The sequence below is a fragment of the Cyanobacterium aponinum PCC 10605 genome (assembly GCF_000317675.1).
Taxonomy (GTDB): domain Bacteria; phylum Cyanobacteriota; class Cyanobacteriia; order Cyanobacteriales; family Cyanobacteriaceae; genus PCC-10605.
The window spans coordinates 3,498,709-3,518,052 of the sequence record NC_019776.1 but is presented as its reverse complement, the minus strand read 5'-3'; the positions used below and the strand labels follow the sequence as shown (position 1 = coordinate 3,518,052).

The 19,344-nt window shown below is 37.0% G+C and carries 17 protein-coding genes; 11 read left to right on the top strand and 6 right to left on the bottom strand.

Annotated features, from left to right (window positions below):
- Positions 1-170 precede the first annotated feature (170 nt).
- Positions 171-1,856: a dihydroxy-acid dehydratase gene (gene ilvD / locus CYAN10605_RS14735; RefSeq protein ID WP_041922932.1), complete on the bottom strand. Its 1,686-nt coding sequence runs from the start codon at positions 1,854-1,856 to the stop codon at positions 171-173.
- A 373-nt stretch (positions 1,857-2,229) separates the two neighbouring features.
- Here ilvD and CYAN10605_RS14730 point away from each other — a divergent pair, with 373 nt between their 5' ends.
- Positions 2,230-2,784, top strand: coding sequence for a hypothetical protein (locus CYAN10605_RS14730; RefSeq protein WP_015220741.1), 555 nt, complete (start codon positions 2,230-2,232; stop codon positions 2,782-2,784).
- A 60-nt stretch (positions 2,785-2,844) separates the two neighbouring features.
- Here CYAN10605_RS14730 and CYAN10605_RS14725 read toward each other — a convergent pair whose 3' ends face one another.
- Positions 2,845-3,744 (bottom strand): alpha/beta fold hydrolase, encoded by a 900-nt coding sequence (locus tag CYAN10605_RS14725; RefSeq protein ID WP_015220740.1) that lies wholly within the window; start codon positions 3,742-3,744, stop codon positions 2,845-2,847.
- A gap of 78 nt (positions 3,745-3,822) precedes the next feature.
- Entirely contained in the window at positions 3,823-5,040 is a 1,218-nt protein-coding gene (locus tag CYAN10605_RS14720) for an RNA-guided endonuclease InsQ/TnpB family protein (protein ID WP_015220739.1), read from the bottom strand.
- 452 nt (positions 5,041-5,492) lie between these two features.
- Between CYAN10605_RS14720 and pgsA the strand changes: the two genes are divergently transcribed.
- From pgsA to CYAN10605_RS14675, 9 genes are all read left to right on the top strand, one after another.
- A complete protein-coding gene (gene pgsA / locus CYAN10605_RS14715; protein ID WP_015220738.1) occupies positions 5,493-6,032 on the top strand; it encodes a CDP-diacylglycerol--glycerol-3-phosphate 3-phosphatidyltransferase in 540 nt (179 codons plus the stop codon).
- Positions 6,033-6,073: 41 nt separating this feature from the next.
- Entirely contained in the window at positions 6,074-6,505 is a 432-nt protein-coding gene (ruvX, locus tag CYAN10605_RS14710) for a Holliday junction resolvase RuvX (protein WP_015220737.1), read from the top strand.
- Positions 6,506-7,212: 707 nt separating this feature from the next.
- Positions 7,213-8,517 carry a UDP-N-acetylglucosamine 1-carboxyvinyltransferase gene (murA, locus tag CYAN10605_RS14705; protein WP_083887266.1) on the top strand — a complete coding sequence of 435 codons (1,305 nt, stop codon included), beginning with the start codon at positions 7,213-7,215 and terminating at the stop codon, positions 8,515-8,517.
- An 83-nt stretch (positions 8,518-8,600) separates the two neighbouring features.
- Positions 8,601-9,614, top strand: a complete 1,014-nt coding sequence (gene hpnH / locus CYAN10605_RS14700) for an adenosyl-hopene transferase HpnH (RefSeq protein WP_015220735.1) — start codon at positions 8,601-8,603, stop codon at positions 9,612-9,614.
- Between the two features lie 232 nt (positions 9,615-9,846).
- Positions 9,847-10,212, top strand: a complete 366-nt coding sequence (locus CYAN10605_RS14695) for a response regulator transcription factor (protein ID WP_015220734.1) — start codon at positions 9,847-9,849, stop codon at positions 10,210-10,212.
- Positions 10,213-10,459: 247 nt separating this feature from the next.
- Positions 10,460-10,996, top strand: coding sequence for a chemotaxis protein CheW (locus CYAN10605_RS14690; protein ID WP_015220733.1), 537 nt, complete (start codon positions 10,460-10,462; stop codon positions 10,994-10,996).
- 65 nt (positions 10,997-11,061) lie between these two features.
- A complete protein-coding gene (locus CYAN10605_RS14685) occupies positions 11,062-13,821 on the top strand; it encodes a methyl-accepting chemotaxis protein (protein ID WP_015220732.1) in 2,760 nt (919 codons plus the stop codon).
- Between the two features lie 107 nt (positions 13,822-13,928).
- A complete protein-coding gene (locus tag CYAN10605_RS14680) occupies positions 13,929-14,693 on the top strand; it encodes an MlaE family lipid ABC transporter permease subunit (protein ID WP_015220731.1) in 765 nt (254 codons plus the stop codon).
- 54 nt (positions 14,694-14,747) lie between these two features.
- Positions 14,748-15,623, top strand: a complete 876-nt coding sequence (locus CYAN10605_RS14675; protein ID WP_015220730.1) for an ion channel — start codon at positions 14,748-14,750, stop codon at positions 15,621-15,623.
- Positions 15,624-15,831: 208 nt separating this feature from the next.
- Here CYAN10605_RS14675 and CYAN10605_RS14670 read toward each other — a convergent pair whose 3' ends face one another.
- From CYAN10605_RS14670 to rnhB, 3 genes are all read right to left on the bottom strand, one after another.
- Positions 15,832-16,584 carry a hypothetical protein gene (locus tag CYAN10605_RS14670; protein ID WP_015220729.1) on the bottom strand — a complete coding sequence of 251 codons (753 nt, stop codon included), beginning with the start codon at positions 16,582-16,584 and terminating at the stop codon, positions 15,832-15,834.
- Positions 16,585-16,587: 3 nt separating this feature from the next.
- A complete protein-coding gene (locus CYAN10605_RS14665; protein WP_015220728.1) occupies positions 16,588-17,109 on the bottom strand; it encodes a cofactor assembly of complex C subunit B in 522 nt (173 codons plus the stop codon).
- Positions 17,110-17,189: 80 nt separating this feature from the next.
- Positions 17,190-17,822 carry a ribonuclease HII gene (rnhB, locus tag CYAN10605_RS14660; RefSeq protein WP_015220727.1) on the bottom strand — a complete coding sequence of 211 codons (633 nt, stop codon included), beginning with the start codon at positions 17,820-17,822 and terminating at the stop codon, positions 17,190-17,192.
- A 191-nt stretch (positions 17,823-18,013) separates the two neighbouring features.
- On the opposite strand from rnhB, the gene CYAN10605_RS18920 reads away from it, so the two are divergent.
- Positions 18,014-19,099, top strand: coding sequence for a hypothetical protein (locus tag CYAN10605_RS18920; RefSeq protein ID WP_015220726.1), 1,086 nt, complete (start codon positions 18,014-18,016; stop codon positions 19,097-19,099).
- Positions 19,100-19,344 lie beyond the last annotated feature (245 nt).

Genomic DNA, 19,344 nt, shown 5'->3' with positions numbered 1-19,344 from the left:
TGATGAGGGGAGAGGGAGAAGTAGGGGCGAATGGCCATTCGCCCGTACAGGGTTTCAGGTTTCAGGTTTTAGAAGAAAGTAATGAGTAACGAGTAATTATCAACTATTGACTATTCACTATTCACTAATTGCCTTGTCTTAATTCCTAATTCCCAATTCCCAATTCTTCCCTAAAAGAGATTTAAGTCTGTCACCGCACCGAGACTACTAGAAGACACTAACTTAGCGTACTTACCTAATACTCCTCTCGTATAGTTAGGTTGACGAGGAGTCCAGTTTTGACGGCGTTTATTCAATTCTTCCTCAGAAATATTGATTTGCAACAGCTTATTATGAGCATCAATAGTAATGCTATCTCCTTCTTCCACTAGGGCAATGTTACCGCCCACTGCCGCTTCTGGGGCAACGTGTCCCACTACCATACCATAAGTCCCACCTGAAAAGCGTCCGTCTGTAATTAAACCGACTTTATCTCCCAATCCAGCTCCAATGATTGCCGAGGTTGGTGCTAACATTTCTCTCATACCAGGTCCGCCCACAGGCCCTTCATAGCGAACAATAACCACATCTCCTGCTTGAATTTTTCCTGCCAAAATTGCGTCTAAGCATTCTTCTTCAGATTCAAATACTCTTGCCGGTCCAGTGATAACAGGATTTTTAACACCACTAATTTTAGCGACTGCTCCTTCTGTGGCTAAGTTACCTTTTAAGATGGCTAAATGCCCTTCTTGATATAAAGGATTGCCCCATTGACGAATTACATCTTGATTTTCGGGGGGATTTTCGGGAATATCGGCTAATACTTCAGCGATGGTTTGTCCTGAAATAGTTAATGCGTCTCCGTGAATTAAGCCATTGACTAATAACATTTTCATCACTTGAGGAATACCACCGGCTTTGTGTAAGTCAACAGTAACATAACGTCCTGATGGTTTTAAGTCACAGATAACAGGTACTTTTTTACGGATAGCTTCAAAGTCATCTAAGGTTAAAGGCACACCAATAGTATTGGCAATAGCTAACAAGTGTAAAACTGAGTTGGTAGAGCCACCTACTGCCATGATAACTGCGATCGCATTTTCAAAGGCTTTACGGGTGAGAATATCACTGGGTAAAATTTGTTTGCGGATTGCCTCTACTAAAACTTCTGCGGATTTAGCCGTACTATCTGCTTTCTCTTGGTCTTCGGCGGCCATAGTAGAAGAATAGGGTAAACTAATACCCATGGCTTCAAAAGCAGAAGACATTGTATTTGCTGTAAACATTCCCCCACAAGAACCTGCTCCCGGACAAGCCTTTTTCTCAATGGCGAGTAATTCTTCTTCGTCAATTTTTCCTGCACTATATTCTCCAACGGCTTCAAAAGCACTTACTACCGTTAAATCTTTACCGTTATGATGCCCCGGTTTAATCGTACCACCGTAAACGAAAATAGCAGGAATATTCATCCGTGCGATCGCAATCATCGCTCCGGGCATATTTTTATCACAACCACCAATGGCAATCACCGCATCCATACTTTCACCAGTACAAGCGGTTTCAATAGAATCAGCAATAACATCCCTAGACACTAAAGAATATTTCATTCCCTCTGTTCCCATAGAGATACCATCACTAATGGTAATAGTACCGAACATTTGAGGCATTGCCCCTGCTTGACGTAAACTAAATTCTGCCTTCAATGCCAAGTCATTTAAACCCATATTACAGGGGGTGATGGTACTAAATCCATTGGCAATACCGACAATAGGCTTATTAAAATCATCATCTCCAAAACCCACCGCTCTTAACATGGCACGGTTAGGGGTTCTTTGTACTCCTTGAGTAATTGCTTTACTTTTTAAATTCTCGCTCATTTCGTTTTCAAATTGAATCATACTCTCTATTTTGTCATGAAAGTAGATCACAATGGTTGTTTGAATTTTTGAATTAAGGATAATCCTCATCTCCCATTCCTCCGAACCCCACCTAAATGAGAAATTAAGAATTAAGAGTTAAAACAGTTGGCAATACACGTAGATATTTTTACTTGTGCTTAAACTAAAAAAATCTGTATTTTTCCCAATTTCAATTACACATTTTATAGGATAAATTAGAGATATAAGAGAAGAAAACCTTGATTCTATAGAGAAAAAAGATACAAAAAGATACTTATTTGCAATATTTCTTAATAGAAAAAGGTTAAAAATACACGATAGGAGGCGGGACTTAAAAAATCCTGTGGGGGAAATGCTATGCTTATCTAAAATTGCAGGAAAATACTTTTTAATAGTAGCTACTTCCTTTTCCTTAATTTCAGGAACTCAGAATGTCTTAGCCGAATCTGTGAATATTAGATTCACTGGAACAGTAACTAAACAATGTTATATAACTGTTGATAGTAATGGCAGGTTGGGGGAAAATGATAGTCGCACAAAACTCGCTAGCGAATTACCCAATGGAGAAAGCATGAAAGCAACTTTAAGATGTAATGCCCCCACTCAAATAGAAATTTCCGAGCCCATACTATCTTCTGAACAAGATTTGAATAATCCTATTTCCATTTCTAACTTGGTCATTAATGGCTGTAGAACCCAGCAAGGGATGGGAAGCCCTGTTTTTGCTGGAAATTCAGCTTCAGGATACAAAAGTGTTGCTAATAGTGGTGATTTTGGTTGGACTCCAGAACAAGTGAGTAAATGTAGTAATTTGATCGTTAATATGTCTATTACTAACGGTGGCGGAGAAATGTTACCCATGGGAAATTATGCTTTTGATGTCAGAATTTCTACTGTTTCTCCTTGACTCAAGTGAGTAATGAATAATTAGTAGTTAATAATTAGTCGATTAATGAGTCTCAACTTCTTATTTTTCAATACTTTTTTCATTTAACTTAGGTGATGATGTTTCTAACCAATTTAATAGGAGAGGATTAACGATTTCTGGGGCTTCATCTTGGGGACAATGTCCTAAACCTTCTAATTCGATAAAATCTTCTACACAAGGATAATTTGCTAATTCTCTGCCTAATTCAATAGACTCCCAAGGGTCTTCCGCTCCCCAAAAAAAAGTGATAGGACATGGTAAGATAGGCAATAAATCTTCTGGAATTGGTCCTGATGAATAGCCTGTAAATGCAACAAATACATCCACTGCCCCTTTATCTTGAGAGGGTTTGTAGATGATTTCAATCAATTCATCGGTGATAGCTTCTTGTTTTTTATAGGCTTGGGTGAGAATTTTTCTGATTACTTGCGGTTTTGCTATTTGATTATAAAAGTAAGATGCGATCGCTCTATTGGTTAAAACTTTTTGCATTACCGTTGCCCCTAAATTACGATACCAAGGAAGAGTTAATCGTTTACGTTCATTTAACAATCGGAGAGAACAATTAAAAGCCGCTATTTTTGTCACTAAATCAGGATAATCAACCGCAGTTTGCATAGTGACAACACAACCAATGGAGTTACCCACTAATATAACAGGAGTTTTGACTACCTCCCGACAAAAATCCCCCACTTGTTTTGCCCACGTTTCAAAAGTATAAGATAAGGGTTGATTGGGTAAGGGTTTATCAGAAGCTCCAAAACCTAGCAAATCAATGGCATAACAACAATAATTTTCTCCTATAACTTTGAGATTATGGCGCCAATGACCACTATTTGCTCCAAAGCCATGAATAAAAACTACAGAAGCCCCTTTTTCTCCACACTGTTGATAAGCAATATTAAATCCCTGCCATTGCCATTGTTGATAGTTATTCATCGAAAGATAATTTATCCGAAATTTGACCAATATAATAATTTTGACATCCTCCCGTGCCTGAAGGCGACGGGATTCCTACTAGAATAGACTTAAGTGCTTAAATCTAATCTCTCGGTGGGTTGACGCTTCATCGCCTACTGCTAACTTTATGCTAGTCTTACGTCCTGCTCCACGTCCGTTTAAAGTCTCTGAATGCCCTCCAGCGACTAAGATATTTTTACTTGCATTAATATCACGATCATGCACTACACCGCAATTAATGCAAGTCCATTCTCTTATATTTAATTCTTTTTTACCGCCATTAAATCCACAATTAGAACATACTTGAGATGTTGGTATCCACCGATCAATCACAATAAACTCTCTACCATACATTACAGATTTTGCTTCTAGCAGAGTCCTAAATGTACCCCATCCCAGATCGCTAATTGCTTTACTTAATTTACGGTTTTTTACCATGGCACTAACGTTCAAATCTTCTAATACTATCGTTTGGTTTTCACGAATAATATCCGTTGACAATTTATGTAGAAAATCAGTGCGAGTGTCTTTTATTTTTCTGTGAACTTTAGCTACTCTTTTTCTTGCCTTTTCATCTCTTTTACTCCCTTTTTTCTTTCTACTTAAATTTCTCTGGCAACGTCTCAGTTTCCTTTGATATTTCTTTAATGGTTTAGAAGATTTTATCTTTTGCCCATTGCTTAGAGTTGCAAAAGTTTCAATTCCTAAATCAATCCCCACACTTTGACCATTGTCAGGCAATTTTTCAGGGATTGTCTCCACCACAAAAGAAATAAAATACCGACTGGCAGAATCTTTGATCACTGTTGCCGATGATGGTGGGTTAGGCAATTTTCTTGACCAGATAATTTTTACTTTACCTATTTTTGCCAACTTAATTTTATGTTGCCCAACTTTAAAACCACCACGAGTGAACCGTGCTGATTGATTTGATTTTCTCGACTTAAACTTAGGCGGTTTTACTTTTTTTCCCTTTCTTTTTCCCTGACAGGAATTAAAAAAGTTCTGATAGGCGATGTTAAAATCATTTAGTGATTGTTGCAAAGGGATTGCACTAACTTTTGACAACCATTCTCTTTTTTCAGTTTTCTTGGCTTGGGTGATTAACAGTTTTTGAAGTTCACTATTACTTGGTTTTTTACCTCCTTCTTTATAGATTTGCTGACACAACGCTACCCCATCATTATAAACCACACGACAACAACCAAACAGTTGAGCTAACAACTGTTCTTGCTGTGACGTAGGATAAATTCTATAGTTATATCGTTGTTTCATGTTAGACTAACACCGTATATATTGGTATGATAGCGAAAAAAAAGAGAAATGAACCCACAAAATAAAAAAGTTCATCTAACGATTTCGATAACAATAGAAGAAAAAAAAGCTCAAGTTATATTGTGAGCAAACAGGGAGGAATCAAACAGAGGTAGTGAGAGATTTTATCAGGAGGATAAGATTAAAGGAGTAGGCTCATCGCCTTTTATTGGTTAAAGTCGCCCTAAAAGGGCGAGGCTTTTGACCCATTATTTTGGTAAATATAACTAACTTGAATTCAGCTTCAGATTTAAGGATTAAGGGTTAGAGTGTTACGAGATTGGGGAGAAGGGGGGATGAGGGAAGAGGGCTAGAGAAGAAAATTTACTCTTAAATTACTAATTGCTTTTTGCCTACCCTCCCGAGTAAACTAAAATCCGGACTCACTTATAACTCTCAAGAAAAATAACCCCGTGAATATACCCAATACCATTACTGCCATACGTATTGTTTTGGTGCTTCCCCTCATTTATTTTTTATATCAACCATCTACAAGTTTTCAGTGGTTGGCTTTTTTTATTTTTCTCGTGGCGGCTTTAACGGATTGGTTAGATGGTTATTTAGCTCGAAAATTAAATCAAATTACTGCCTTGGGAAAATTTTTAGACCCTCTTACGGATAAAATTTTAATTATTGCTCCCTTATTGATTTTAATTGAGCGTCAGCAATTAAGGGCATGGGCTGTTTTTATTATTATCATTAGAGAAATTGTTATTGCAGGATGGAGAGTTAATCCTCAACTTAGTTCTGATAATGATATTTCAGGGGCAAATATTTGGGGTAAACTGAAAACTGTAACTCAAATAGGTGCGATCGCACTCTTAATTATTCCTGTTCCTCAATTAACCAATATAGGTTTAATCTTGTTTTGGATAGCCTTAGTTTTAACAGTTATTTCAGGTAGTATTTATTTGGGATTTCCTTCTTTTAGTTTGGGGAAAATCAAAGAGTAAACAAGAGTTTTGATGTTGTAATTTATCTTGTAAAGAAATTAATGGAAAGAGTTGCTGTTATAGGATTAGATATAGGCTTAAGAAGAGTGGGAGTGGCAGGTTGTGATGGTTTAGGATTAATAGCCACAGAATTAACTACTGTTAATCGTCGTAGTTTTAAAGAAGATGTAGAAGCGTTTCGGAGAATTATTGAAGAAAGAGAAGCCAATTTATTGGTAGCCGGTATTCCCTATACCATGAAAGGAGAAATTGGGTTTCAGGCAAAGCAAGTAATTAAATATGCTAAAAGATTGAGTAACGCCCTTGAGTTACCATTAGAATTTGTAGATGAAAGACTGACTTCCCTAGAAGCAGAGGAGCAACTAAAAAGTAGTAAAAAATATTCTTCTCGTCAAAAAGGTTTAATTGATAAGCGTGCGGCGGCGATTATTCTTCAACAATGGTTAGATATACGGAGATCTCAAAGTAATTAAATTGATTATGCTTAAACTTTACCGTATTTTTACTAAATTTTCTTAAAAATCCACAAAATTACAGAAAATAAATCGAAAAAAAATTGAACAAATGATTATTGATAAGTTAGAATCAAAACCAAAATATAACACTTTCGATCTTGAATACCAATTTAAAATATACTAATCAAACAACCAAAACATAAATGTAAGGCTTATCTAATTACTTACAGAATTAATGAAAGTAAGTTAGGTTTTAGCAAGTTAAGTGCCATCGACAGGAAATTTTATGTTATACCTCTTAGATGGATGTTTTATCTGTGGTGTTTTAACTAACTTTGCAGTCTTACCTTGTAAAACTCCTCGACTTGATACTCAGTAGATGAGTGAAATTAATTTTATGTTTAGGTTGTGAAAGGGAATGGGCAATAGGCAATGGGGAATGGAGAAAATTTTTATTAATTTTAAAATCAACAATCTTTTTTGCCTAATTACTTAATTTTTATCTTTAAATTTTAGATCATCTGACTCCAAATTGTTTTAGATAACAGTATTAACAAAAACATAGAAAAGAAGAGACACCCACGATATTTAAGTGGTTGTTAAAACTTTTTTAAGTAAATTTATATACTTAATTCTGAGCTAAAAAATGTCAGATCTCAAATAGTAAAAAACATATTTTTACAGAAAACTTTAGTTTTAAGGAGGACAAAGCCATAAATACTTCCATTTCTAGTTTAACCAATGAATCCCTCAAGACAACAGACCAAATAGCCTTAGAAATAACTGGCAGAAAATCTTTGCAAGGAGAAGTCAAAATTAGCGGTGCAAAAAATTCCGCCCTTGCCATTATGGCTGGAACATTACTTTGTGAGGATGAGTGTCGCTTAAACAATATGCCCTGTCTAGTAGATGTTAATACAATGGGTCAAGTATTGTCATCTTTAGGAGTCAAAATAGAAAAAAAAGGTACAACATGGGATTTCGACTGTCGTGATATAAAGGCGGTAAAAGCACCTTATGATTTAGTCTCCCAACTGAGGGCTAGTTTTTTCGTAATCGGACCTATTTTAACTCGCTTAGGGGTTGCTCAAGTACCCTTACCCGGTGGTTGTGCCATTGGTTCTCGTCCTGTAGATCTTCATGTGAGGGGTTTACAAGCTATGGGAGCTCATGTCACTATCGAACATGGAGTTGTTAATGCCTCTGTTAAAGGAGGACGCTTAAAAGGGACAAAGATTTTCCTCGACTATCCCAGCGTTGGAGCGACTGAAACCATCATTATGGCGGCAACCTTAGCCGAAGGTGAAACGATTATTGAAAATGCGGCGAAAGAACCAGAAATAGTTGATTTAGCTAATTTCTGTAATAGTATGGGGGCAAAAATTAGAGGAGCGGGGACAGATTCTATCGTCATTGAAGGGGTCGATCGCCTTCACACAACCGACTATCATATCATACCCGATCGCATCGAAGCAGGAACATTCTTGGTAGCAGGAGCAATCACCCATTCTGAAATCCTAGTAACTTCCGTTAATCCTGAACATTTGATCCCTGTCATTTCCAAATTAGAAGAAATTGGCTGTCAGATTAAACAAGAAAGTGCAACGGTTTTACGCACCATTCCCGGGGAGTTAAAAGCCAGTGATATTGAAACCTTACCTCATCCCGGATTCCCTACGGATATGCAGGCACAATTTATGGCATTACTCACCATTAGTGAAGGTAATAGTCTTGTAACAGAAACAGTTTTTGAAAATCGTCTTCGTCATGTTGCAGAATTACAGAGAATGGGGGCTAATATAAAAGTAAAAGGTAATTCGGCTCTAGTTAGTGGAGTGTCTCGTCTTTCAGGTGCGCCGGTAATGGCAACAGACCTCAGAGCGTCCGCCGCCCTTGTCTTAGCAGGTTTAGCCGCCGATGGTAAAACCATCGTCCAAGGCTTACAACACCTCGATCGAGGCTATGAGAATTTAGAGCAGAAATTCCAAAACTTGGGTGCTTCTATTCGCAGAATCTCCTATACCCGTTAATGATGATCAATTAAATCATCTGTTACCCAATCCCCTCCCCGAACTCTCTGAATAATAACTTTTATATTGTGTGAGGATAAAATATGGCAGTACAATTACAACAGGCGATCGCCGTCGGAACATATATACTGAGACAAAAACTACAGGGGAAAAAACGCTTTCCTCTTGTCTTAATGTTAGAACCCTTATTTAGGTGTAATTTAGCCTGTCCCGGTTGTGGAAAAATTCAACACCCCCTAGAAATATTAAAGCAATACTTAAACCCAGAAGATTGTTTTCGAGCAGTCGAAGAATGTGGCGCCCCCATTGTCTCCATTCCGGGAGGAGAACCTCTATTACATCCCCAAATAGCCGAAATTGTCCAAGGTTTAGTTGAACGTCGTAAGTTTGTTTATCTTTGTACTAATGGTATTTTACTAGAGGAAAAACTTTCTTTATTTGAACCCTCTCCCTACTTAACTTTTAGCGTCCATCTTGACGGCTTAAAAGAGACCCATGATAAATGTGTTAATAGAGAAGGAGTTTTTGACACCGCAGTCAAAGCCATTAAGACAGCCAAAGCTCAAGGTTTTAGAGTTTCAACTAATACAACCGTGTTTGAAGGTACTGATCCCCAACAAATGCAGGAGTTTTTCGATTTTCTCGAAAGTCTTAACACCGATGGCTTGATGATTTCTCCTGGTTACAGTTATGAATGGGCTCCAGATCAAGAACACTTTTTAAAAAGAGAACAAACTAAAGCTCTATTTAGACAAATTCTCAGTCCTTGGAAAAACGGGAAAAAACGTTGGAACTTCAACCATAACCCCCTCTTTCTCGATTTTCTAATGGGAGAAAAAGACTATGATTGTACTCCTTGGGGAAGTCCTAGTTATAGCGTGTTAGGTTGGCAAAAACCATGTTATTTAATGAATGAAGGCTACTATCAAACCTTCCAAGAATTATTAGATAACACTAACTGGGAAAATTACGGACATAAAAGTGGTAATCCTAAATGTGCTGATTGTATGGTACACTGCGGCTATGAACCTACCGCCGCTATGGATGCTCTCAATATGGAAAACACTGGTAGGGCAATTACCAGTCTATTTAGATAAATTAATTCTGAGGGATTAGGGGTTTAGGGGATTGGGAAGAAACAAGTAATTAATAAAAGTAAAAGAGGATGGGAGAAGTTAATTAAACACTTTCGCCCTCCCCCCTCAAGAGGGGGGATAAAGGGGAGTTTACCCCTTGCCCCTTGCCCCTTGCCCCTTGCCCCTTACCCCTTGCCCCTTGCCCCTTGCCCTTTGAACGAGTACCCTTTTACTAAATAGATTTTTTATTCTTATGAGTACAGTGTTACTTGTCGAAGATAGTATTCCGACAAGAAAAATGATTTCTGAACTATTAACCAAACAAGGTTTTAACGTAGAGGTAGCTACTGATGGAATTCAAGCCTTAGAAGTATTACCTAATCTTCGCCCTGATTTGGTTATATTGGATATTATCATGCCTAAAATGAATGGTTACGAAGTATGTCGTAAAATAAAATCTGATCCCCAAACCAAAGATTTACCTGTCATAATTTGTTCATCAAAAGGAGAAGACTTCGATCGCTATTGGGGTATCAAACAAGGGGCGGATGCCTACATAGCCAAACCTTTCAGAGAAAAAGAATTAATTGCTACTATTAAACAATTTTTAAAAAGATAAAGTTAGAATGGGGATTATAAGACGAGGTATAATCAATTGCTCTCTTTACTCACAAGCAAAATTACAGCCTAATTCAAAAAAAATTTAGCGTTGATATTTGCCCAAAAATAAGAATTAATAATTGTTTGTTTTTCTAAAAATTTTCTTAGTTTTAATAGTTATATAATGACTATCGTAAAACTAATGCTCATATTCTATTATTTGATGATAATGGGATTATTAAAAATCAAAAGTAGCATCAAAAAAAATGGCAGAGAATCAATACTATCCAGAAGTAGTGAATAACAATGTTCCTCTGGGGGCGGAACAAACAGTGGAACAGGTAGAAGCCCCAGAGGGTGAACTACATCTTCGCTTTGTACTGCCCTCTGGAGACGAATTTGCCCTTTCCGCCGTAGGAATTAGGGAAGTAATGCAACAAGAATCAGAACGTATCACCTCTGTGCCTAATGCTTCTCCTTTACTCCTAGGAACAATTAATCTTCGAGGTGAAATAATTTGGGTTGCAGATTTAGGTCAATTTTTGGGGTATCCTAATATCTTGAATACTGACAGAGCAGAAATTCCTGTAATTGCAGTAGAAGAACAAGAAACTATTTTGGGATTAGCTGTTGATAAATTGGGGGCAATGGAATGGATTGATGTAGATACGTTGCAACTACCACAAAATTTACCAGATCATATTGCTCCCTACATACAAGGGGAATGGATTGATGATAAGAATAAACGAATCAGGTTACTTGATCAAATTGCTATTTTACGTTCCGCCCGTTGGGTAGCATGAAAATGAATAATCGATTTAACATTTAACATCAAATCAAGGAAATAGCAGAAGAAAAAGAGGGCAAAATGGTATCAGAAACCGATTATCAAGAAAGATTTAAACAAGCTCGTACCGCTTATTTAGAAGGAGATTTAGCAGAAGCGTCCTTCATTACTGATGGTATTATGGATGACTATCCAGATGATCCTAGTGCATTCTTACTAAAAGGTCATATTCATCTACGACAACAAGAATATGATTTAGCTCAAGTTAATTATCAAAAAGTCTTGGATTTAACAGATCATCAAGATTTAGTGACATTGGCTAAACAAGGACTGGCAGAAATAGAAGAAGATAGCGAAGATCAATCTCTGTATCCTCCAGAGGTAGAAGAGCCAGATTTTGACGATGAAGTGGAAGAAATCGGTGACGATGATGATGATAATTGGACAAGCAGTATCCAATTTGACAGTATTGATTGGGATATAGATGATTTAGAAGAAGAAGAAATAGAAGATCCCACCCTACAGCAAAATTCTCCCTTTGATCAAAGTTTCTCTAAAAATTCCAATAATCCTCCCCCCACATTGAGTAAAAGTGAAAAACGCACAGAGCAAAAAAAATCAGGGGATGATGATGAACAGGATGAAGATGACACTGCCGCCAATTTTATTGACCCCTCTTTGGACGAAAACAATTTTGACGATGATATAAATTTAGATAGTGCATCTAATGATTTGTTGAGCTTTGATTTTGATAATGCTGATATAGATTATGAACAGTTTGAAAGTGATTCTAATGATGAAGATCTAAATCAAGATGAAATGCAAGATACAGGAGCTCCCACTTTTGTTGTGTCTAGTGAAGATGAACCTGAATTGAGCGATTTAGAACAAATGTTGACGGGGGAGACTGGTTTCCTTAATGATTTAGATGATGACTTGGGAGATTACAGTTCTCAGTTAGAACCTTTAACTGCTGGTAAAACTTCAACTAATACGGGATTAAATTTAGAGGATGATAATATGCCTCTCGTACCCGAAGGAGAAGAAGATTTATTTTTTGCCCCCGATGAGTTAGATGATATTCCCGACATTGATGCTGATGAGTTGCCAGTTTCGAGCATTTTTACAAAGGATAATAAACCAGAGCAGATATTTCCCAATGTTATAGAAACAGATGAGAATGTTTTTGATAGCGATTTTGATAATGAAATTACAGGTAGTTTTTCCTTTGATACAGACAAAATTAATTTAGATTTGGAAGAAGATATAAGTGTTTCTTCTTCTTTAGGAGATATTTCTGGCATATCCTCGTCTATTGCTATTAATCCAGAAGTAGAAGTTCCCCAAGGAAAACTTGCCAAATATTATAATTTTTCCCTATTCACTAAACAATTAGTACATGGTGGTGTTACAGGAGTTGTTACTTTTGTGATTGTGTTAATGGTAAGTTTGTTTCAAGGGGGAGTTAAGAATATAGAAAATACAAGTGTGACGACTACTGAATCTGGAGCAGAAACGACCGAACAAACTCAAGAAACAAGGGAAACTCAAGAAATACCATTGCCTTTTTCTCGGACATTGTTGTTAAGTTTAATCGCTGGTATTAGTGGTGGAGCTTCTACCATTGCAATGGGTTATTTGATGACTAATCACATTAAACGCTATACCAATGACTTGCAAAATCACTTTGAATCCATTTATCAGGGTGATTATGAGATAAAAGCAACGGTTTATTCTCAAGATGAATTTGGTACTTTAGCTGCTGGTTTTAATCAGATGACAAAAATGATTTATACCACTACCACAGAGGCGAGAAAGAGGGCTGAAGAGACGGAGAGAGCAAGGGAGGATTTACAAAGACAGGTTATTCGTCTTCTTGATGATGTGGAAGGAGCTTCTAGGGGTGATTTAACGGTACAAGCTGAGGTAACAGCAGACGTATTAGGGGCGGTAGCGGATGCTTTCAACGTGACTATTACTAACTTGCGGAAAATCGTTAAACAGGTACAACAGGCGGCGGTACAGGTTAACAAAGCAAGTACTGATAGTGAGGTGTTTGCTCGTAATCAATCGAGTGATGCGTTGCGGATGGCGGAAGAATTGGCCGTTACGTTAAATTCTGTTCAGATGATGACAGATTCAATTCAGAGGGTGGCAGAAAACGCCAGAGAAGCGGAAGAGGTGGCCCGTTCCTCTAGTGTTACGGCTTTAAAGGGTGGTGATGCGGTAGAAAGAACTGTTGCTGGTATTTTGCAGATTAGGGAAACAGTATCAGAAACAACCCGTAAGGTAAAAAGATTGGCAGAGGCATCCCAACAAATTTCAACGATTGTGGCTGTTATTTCTCAGATTTCTTCTCGTACCAACCTATTAGCTTTAAATGCTTCTATTCAGGCCGCAAGGGCAGGAGAGGCGGGGAGAGGATTTGCGATCGTTGCTGATGAGGTACGACAGTTAGCAGATAGATCAGCAAAATCCTTGCAGGAAATTGAACAAATTGTATTACAAATTCAAACAGAAACTGGTTCAGTTATGACGGCGATGGAAGAGGGTATTCAACAGGTAAGAGATGTAACCGAGAGGTCTGAACAGGCAAAACGGGCATTGGAAGATATTATTCAAGTGTCCAATCGTATTGATGCCTTGGTGCGATCGATTACAGCAGATACTGATGAGCAGAGAGAAAATTCCCGAGGAGTAGCAAAAGTAATGCAGGCGGTTGAATTGACAGCTCAGGCAACTTCTCAAGAATCTCAGAGAGTAGCTGGTTCTTTGCAAAATTTGGTGGGCATTGCCAAAGATTTAATTTCCTCTGTGGAACGTTTTAGGGTTGATGATTAGAGATGATCTGGAGGTAAAGGAAAAAGTGGGGTAAAGTTGAAAAAAATAATTATTTCAATGGTCAAGAGATTTCTGACTTCTTGTTTTATCATTAGTGTACTTTATATATGAATAAACTATTAGACCGTTTGTTATCGGGTTTATTTTTGATGGGGCAAATTATTGTCCATATTTTGCAGGGAAAAATTTACCGTAACAATACGATGGAACAAATGGCATTTGTAGGTCCTGCCTCTTTGAGTATTGCTTTAATTACGGCGGTCTTTGTGGGTATGGTTTTTACTATTCAAGTGGCAAGGGAGTTTATTTATTTTGGAGCAACTAGCGCCGTTGGGGGGGTTCTTGCGATCGCACTTACAAGAGAATTAGCCCCTGTTTTGACTGCCGTTGTTTTGGCGGGGAGAGTAGGAAGTGCTTTTGCCGCAGAAATTGGCACGATGAAAGTAACAGAACAAATAGACGCTCTGCAAATCCTTAAAACCGATCCTGTTGATTACTTGGTAACGCCAAGGGTAATGGCTTGTTGCTTAATGTTGCCGATTTTAACCATTGTCTCTCTATTTATGGGTATGATGGGGGGCTTAGTCATAGCTGATTCTCTTTATGATATTTCCAACACAGTTTTTTTGGACTCCATACGTAATTTTTTAAAACCCTGGGACTTAATCGCTTCCATGCTTAAATCCTTAGTTTTTGGCATTATTATTGCAGTTATCGGCTGTAATTGGGGATTGACTACCACTGGAGGGGCAAAAGGCGTTGGACAGTCAACTACTGCGGCGGTAGTAATTTCTTTAATCACGATTTTTATTACTAATTTTATTCTGTCATGGTTAATGTTTCAAGGAACTGGTAGTGCGGTTATTGATTAGACTTCTTGGAGAAGTCAGACAACAGGCAACTTTGCATCTGGCAACAGTAAAAAAATGGGAAAAAGAAAAAAATCTTTATCGGTGGTAAAAAAGAAGGGAAATAACTTTATTGAATTAGGAAAGGCTTGGTTTGATTGGGGAGATATTTATCATTTTTTATTAACTATCAGTTGGGCTAGTTTTTTTTCATTAATCATCTTTGCATATCTAATCTTAAATGGCATTTTTGCCATAGCCTACATGAGTGTTAGTGAGGGTATTAATAATGTTCGTCCTAATTCTTTTCTTGATGCTTTTTCTTTTAGTGTGCAAACTATGGCAACCATTGGCTATGGTGCGATGTATCCAGAGAGTTTACCTGCGCACACTCTAGTTGCGATCGAGGTTTTTATTGGTTTACTGGGATTAGCAATGATTACCAGTTTAATGTTTGTGCGTTTTTCTCGCCCTACCGCAAGAGTTTTATTCAGTAAAGTTGCGGTAATATGTCCTTACAATGGTGTTCCTACATTAATGTTTCGAGTAGCGAATTTAAGAAACAATTGGATTGTTGAAGCACAAGTGAGAGTAAGTTTATTAATGCCGGACACTACAACAACAGAAGGTTACACCATGCGACACTTAGTTGATTTATCTTTAGTGCGATCGCAAACTCCCTTTTTGGCATTGACGTGGATGATTATGCACCCAATCAATTCTAATAGTCCTCTTTTTTCTATTAATCAAGAGGAATTTTTGCGAGAGGATTATCAAATTTTTATTACTTTAATGGGATTTGATGGTACATTATCTCAAACAATTCATGGTCGTCATATTTATTTTAATCAAGATATTATTTGGGATCATCATTTTGTTGATGTTGTCAGAATTACTCCTGACGGAAACCGCTACATTGACGATGCAAAATTTCATGATATACTGCCTGTGTAATCTAAATTAACTTCAGTTCAGTTTAAGAATATCGGATAAGAGGTTGGGAGTTCGGAAAAAGGTCTCAGGTTGCAGGTTGCAGGTTACAGGTGACAAATTTAGGGGAGTAATGAGTAATTATCAACTATTCACTATTCACTATTCACTATTGCCTATTGCCTATTGCCTTGTCTTAGTTATCAACACACCTGCCCTAAAGTAGCGTCAATTAGTAACAATTATCCTGATAAAGATTAATATATTCCATAGTTTTAGATACAGCAGAAGGACGTAAATTTCTTGTTTCTGTGGGAAAAATTCTTAATACAGATTGGGGGGTAAGATAAATGGCACACCATGACACGTCAAAGTAAAGTTGTGCTTCTACTAAAGATTTAATGAAATGCACGGTAAAGTCTTCAGGCATAGCAAAAGCAGCTTGAGACAGTAAATCAAGGGGAGTTGCCGAAAAAAGATTATTGTTACTGTTGGTATCTAGGGGGGAAAGATTAAAATAGTCATCCATAGCTAATAAGTAGCCTAAAACGAATTTATCTTTCGGTGTTAAGTCAGTTAAAACGAGATTATTAACAGCTACTCCTTTCTTTTTGGCTAGGGCTTGAAGAAAAATATAACCATTATTTTGTCCGTCAATATTCCACCCTAGTTTATTGATAACGGCGGCTTTTTCATCTAAGGGGGCGTTGCTGAGTAGGAATCTGAGGGCTTCTCCTTGTAAGGGTTGTTTCTCTTGAATAGTGTCAATTACCATTAAATCTTGATAGGCACTGGCTAAATCCGTTGAGGTTAAAGGGCTATCTGCTTTTGCTATGGGAGTTTGTAAAAGAAATGAGGTGATCTGTAACACAGTAATTAGTGCATACTGCGTAGTAGTTCCCTTCGGGATCGCGCAGTGCCACTTCGTCAACATACCTAGGGCAAATTGTTTAAGTGATAATTGTTTTAAGATTGTTTTCATCATTGATTAATCATCCTGCACAGTATAGGAAAAAGGGAAAGAGCTTTGTAACTCAATTAATTCATCTCGGTGAGCCTGAATGGTGATGATTGTATCCTTGGAATTTTCTGGTTTGGCATCCAAACGAAAAGCTACTTCTTCTACTCGACTAGCACCACGCCAATAAAACCAACCGGCAAGGGGTGCAAAAATTACTAAACCGACGAAGTAGATGTATTCTGTCTTAAATAACATTGATAATACTAAGGCAAAACAGAATAAGCCACAACCAGCTAAAAAGCTAAGAAAACTAGCTAGAAAGATACTAGGAGAAACAAAACCTTCTAGGGTTACTTTATTTTTATCTGGATCAATGGCTTTTACCTGATAAGATCTTTGCAGAAAATAATTGCGTAAATAACTAAGAATATTATCCTCGTTGTCTTGACAAGCTAAGGTTACAATTTCTGTACGGTCTTTGATACTGCCTCTAATGAAAAAGAATAAACCTATCATCAACAGTATAGTTAAGAGTAGAGTAGAAGTCATTTTTGTCTCTTTATTTACTTAATTTTGTGTCGTTTAATCAGTATAATTAATTGTCTCACAGTTTTTTATCTTTGATTCGCTCACTGACCACAATTAAAAGATTTCCGATGTAAAGGAGTTAAACCATAAAGTGCGATCGCATCTAGATGTTTTTTTGTACCATAACCTTTATTATTTTTTAAGTCATAGTTGGTGTATCGTTGATCATATTCGAGCATCTTTTCATCTCGCCATACCTTCGCTAAAATACTAGCAGAAGCAATAAGAGGCGATCGCATATCTCCCTTAATCAAAGATATTTGAGGAAAAGATAAATTAGGTAAAGTAAACTTACCATCAACTAAACAAAGATAAGGAGAAATAGACAAATTAAGAATAGCTCTCGTCATAGCCAATAGAGAAGCCTGAAAAATGTTAATTTGATCAATAGTAATATTATCTACTTCCACAATAGAGTAACAGTCAACCACCGCCTTTATCGGATTTATCAAACTCTCTCTCTTTCTAGGTGTTAACTTTTTGCTATCATTTACCCCAATATCCCTCAATAAATGTATTTTCTTCAAAGGCATTGCCACCGCCGCCGCTACTACTCCCCCAAATAAACACCCCCTCCCCACTTCATCAACTCCCACAATTAAAGAATCAGAATCAGACTTTAACAAAGAATAATTTAAACTAGATTCTAAAAAATTGATCTTCTTTTGTTTCATTCTCTTTATGATAATTGAGTAATCCAAACTGTAAGTTAATCAAACCACAATGTAAGAAAAGAATATAACTTTTCTGGAGGAATTAGAGAAAAATAAGCAAAAAAAAATTAAAATGAGACACGAGTTGTAATTTAATATCACTTAAGTTGATCTCAAAAAAATATTATTAGTTGTTTTATTACTCACCGATTATGACAAATAAAAATGATTCCTCACCCACCCCTATATATTATGTTTCACCCACAGGAAAAGTTCACGCCCAAACCTGTCGCTATTGTCAACCAGATAAAGACGGATGGAAAACCATCGATTCTCTACAAACTGCATTAGAACAAGAATATCAACTTTGTCGTCTTTGTTGTCCCTCGGAAGAAGAAATCGTTAAACTTCAAGTAAAATCAGATTCTCAATATAAATCCACCGAAGAGAGGCTCACAACGAAAGTTTCCTCTGATAAAAATCAAGAAACATCAGAAACATTCTCCGAATCCTCTCAAGATAAAACAAAAGATAAGGCTAAAGATAAATTAACCAAAAATAAAGAGGAAAACCAACCAGTAAATAATAAAGAAAAACAAACTAAAGAAAAGAAAAATAAAACTAATTTCTCATCGGAAAAAAATCAAAAAGATAAGCCCCCAGTAGAAAAAAAACGTTATAAAATATTAGCGGGAAATGGTTGTCATCAGGCGATCTCAGAAGTTCGTGGTATGTTAATACCCCCTGGGGAAGGAGAAAAATCTTTCCACTTAATTCTTCCCGATGGAACACAATTAGAAGCTACATTTAAAAACAGTCGTATTCTTTGGTTAGCCCACAATAAACCAGAATTATTGGGAGATCACTGGTTTAGAGGTTATCCTAAAATGAAAGATAATAAATTAGTCAGCTTACAAATTATAGCTTGGGACGGTACAATGCCCACCAATCCTAAAGGCGAAGAATCTTGGGAGTTTACAGGGGTTTGGACACTACAGAAAAATATTACTGTCCAGCGCTCTATGATGTTAGAAGATGTGCGAAAAATCGCCAAAGAAACAGGATTTATCAAAAAGTTTAAATATACCTTTATTAATTCTTTTGATTGGGTAAAAAATAAAAAATTGTGGGCAGGATACGTTTATAAGGTTTTATGCAAAAGAAAAGGAGATGTGTTAGAAATAAAAAAAGTGATACCCTATGCTTGTCCAAGAATCAAACCCGTACCAAAAACCAACAATTTTAAAGGAAAAAAACCATTCAATAAAAATATTAAACCTTCGTTTCACAATAAGTAATTATTAGAACAGAGGTGTCAGGTTTCAGGTTGCAGGTGTCAGGGATGAGGGGATAAGGGGAGAGGGAGAAGGAGAAGTAGGGGCTTAGGGTGGTAGGGGTTGAATATATTCAACCCTTACGGGAAATTTCTTTTTTATTTTTGTTCCGAACTTCTGTACAGGCGAATGGCCGTTCGCCCCTAACGAACTCCTAACTCAAATGATTGCCCTTTTTGCCATCAACCATAAAAGAAAATTTATCCCGA

What these genes read in the sequence shown, in the direction of transcription:
- CYAN10605_RS14665 (WP_015220728.1), bottom strand. Translation starts at nt 17,109, where the DNA reads ATGACTTCTACTCTACTCTTAACTATACTGTTGATGATAGGTTTATTC.
- CYAN10605_RS18920 (WP_015220726.1), top strand. Translation starts at nt 18,014, where the DNA reads ATGACAAATAAAAATGATTCCTCACCCACCCCTATATATTATGTTTCA.
- CYAN10605_RS14670 (WP_015220729.1), bottom strand. Translation starts at nt 16,584, where the DNA reads ATGATGAAAACAATCTTAAAACAATTATCACTTAAACAATTTGCCCTA.
- CYAN10605_RS14685 (WP_015220732.1), top strand. Translation starts at nt 11,062, where the DNA reads ATGGTATCAGAAACCGATTATCAAGAAAGATTTAAACAAGCTCGTACC.
- CYAN10605_RS14695 (WP_015220734.1), top strand. Translation starts at nt 9,847, where the DNA reads ATGAGTACAGTGTTACTTGTCGAAGATAGTATTCCGACAAGAAAAATG.
- rnhB (WP_015220727.1), bottom strand. Translation starts at nt 17,822, where the DNA reads ATGAAACAAAAGAAGATCAATTTTTTAGAATCTAGTTTAAATTATTCT.
- CYAN10605_RS14675 (WP_015220730.1), top strand. Translation starts at nt 14,748, where the DNA reads ATGGGAAAAAGAAAAAAATCTTTATCGGTGGTAAAAAAGAAGGGAAAT.
- CYAN10605_RS14720 (WP_015220739.1), bottom strand. Translation starts at nt 5,040, where the DNA reads ATGAAACAACGATATAACTATAGAATTTATCCTACGTCACAGCAAGAA.
- CYAN10605_RS14730 (WP_015220741.1), top strand. Translation starts at nt 2,230, where the DNA reads ATGCTATGCTTATCTAAAATTGCAGGAAAATACTTTTTAATAGTAGCT.
- CYAN10605_RS14725 (WP_015220740.1), bottom strand. Translation starts at nt 3,744, where the DNA reads ATGAATAACTATCAACAATGGCAATGGCAGGGATTTAATATTGCTTAT.
- ruvX (WP_015220737.1), top strand. Translation starts at nt 6,074, where the DNA reads ATGGAAAGAGTTGCTGTTATAGGATTAGATATAGGCTTAAGAAGAGTG.
- CYAN10605_RS14690 (WP_015220733.1), top strand. Translation starts at nt 10,460, where the DNA reads ATGGCAGAGAATCAATACTATCCAGAAGTAGTGAATAACAATGTTCCT.
- ilvD (WP_041922932.1), bottom strand. Translation starts at nt 1,856, where the DNA reads ATGAGCGAGAATTTAAAAAGTAAAGCAATTACTCAAGGAGTACAAAGA.
- CYAN10605_RS14680 (WP_015220731.1), top strand. Translation starts at nt 13,929, where the DNA reads ATGAATAAACTATTAGACCGTTTGTTATCGGGTTTATTTTTGATGGGG.
- hpnH (WP_015220735.1), top strand. Translation starts at nt 8,601, where the DNA reads ATGGCAGTACAATTACAACAGGCGATCGCCGTCGGAACATATATACTG.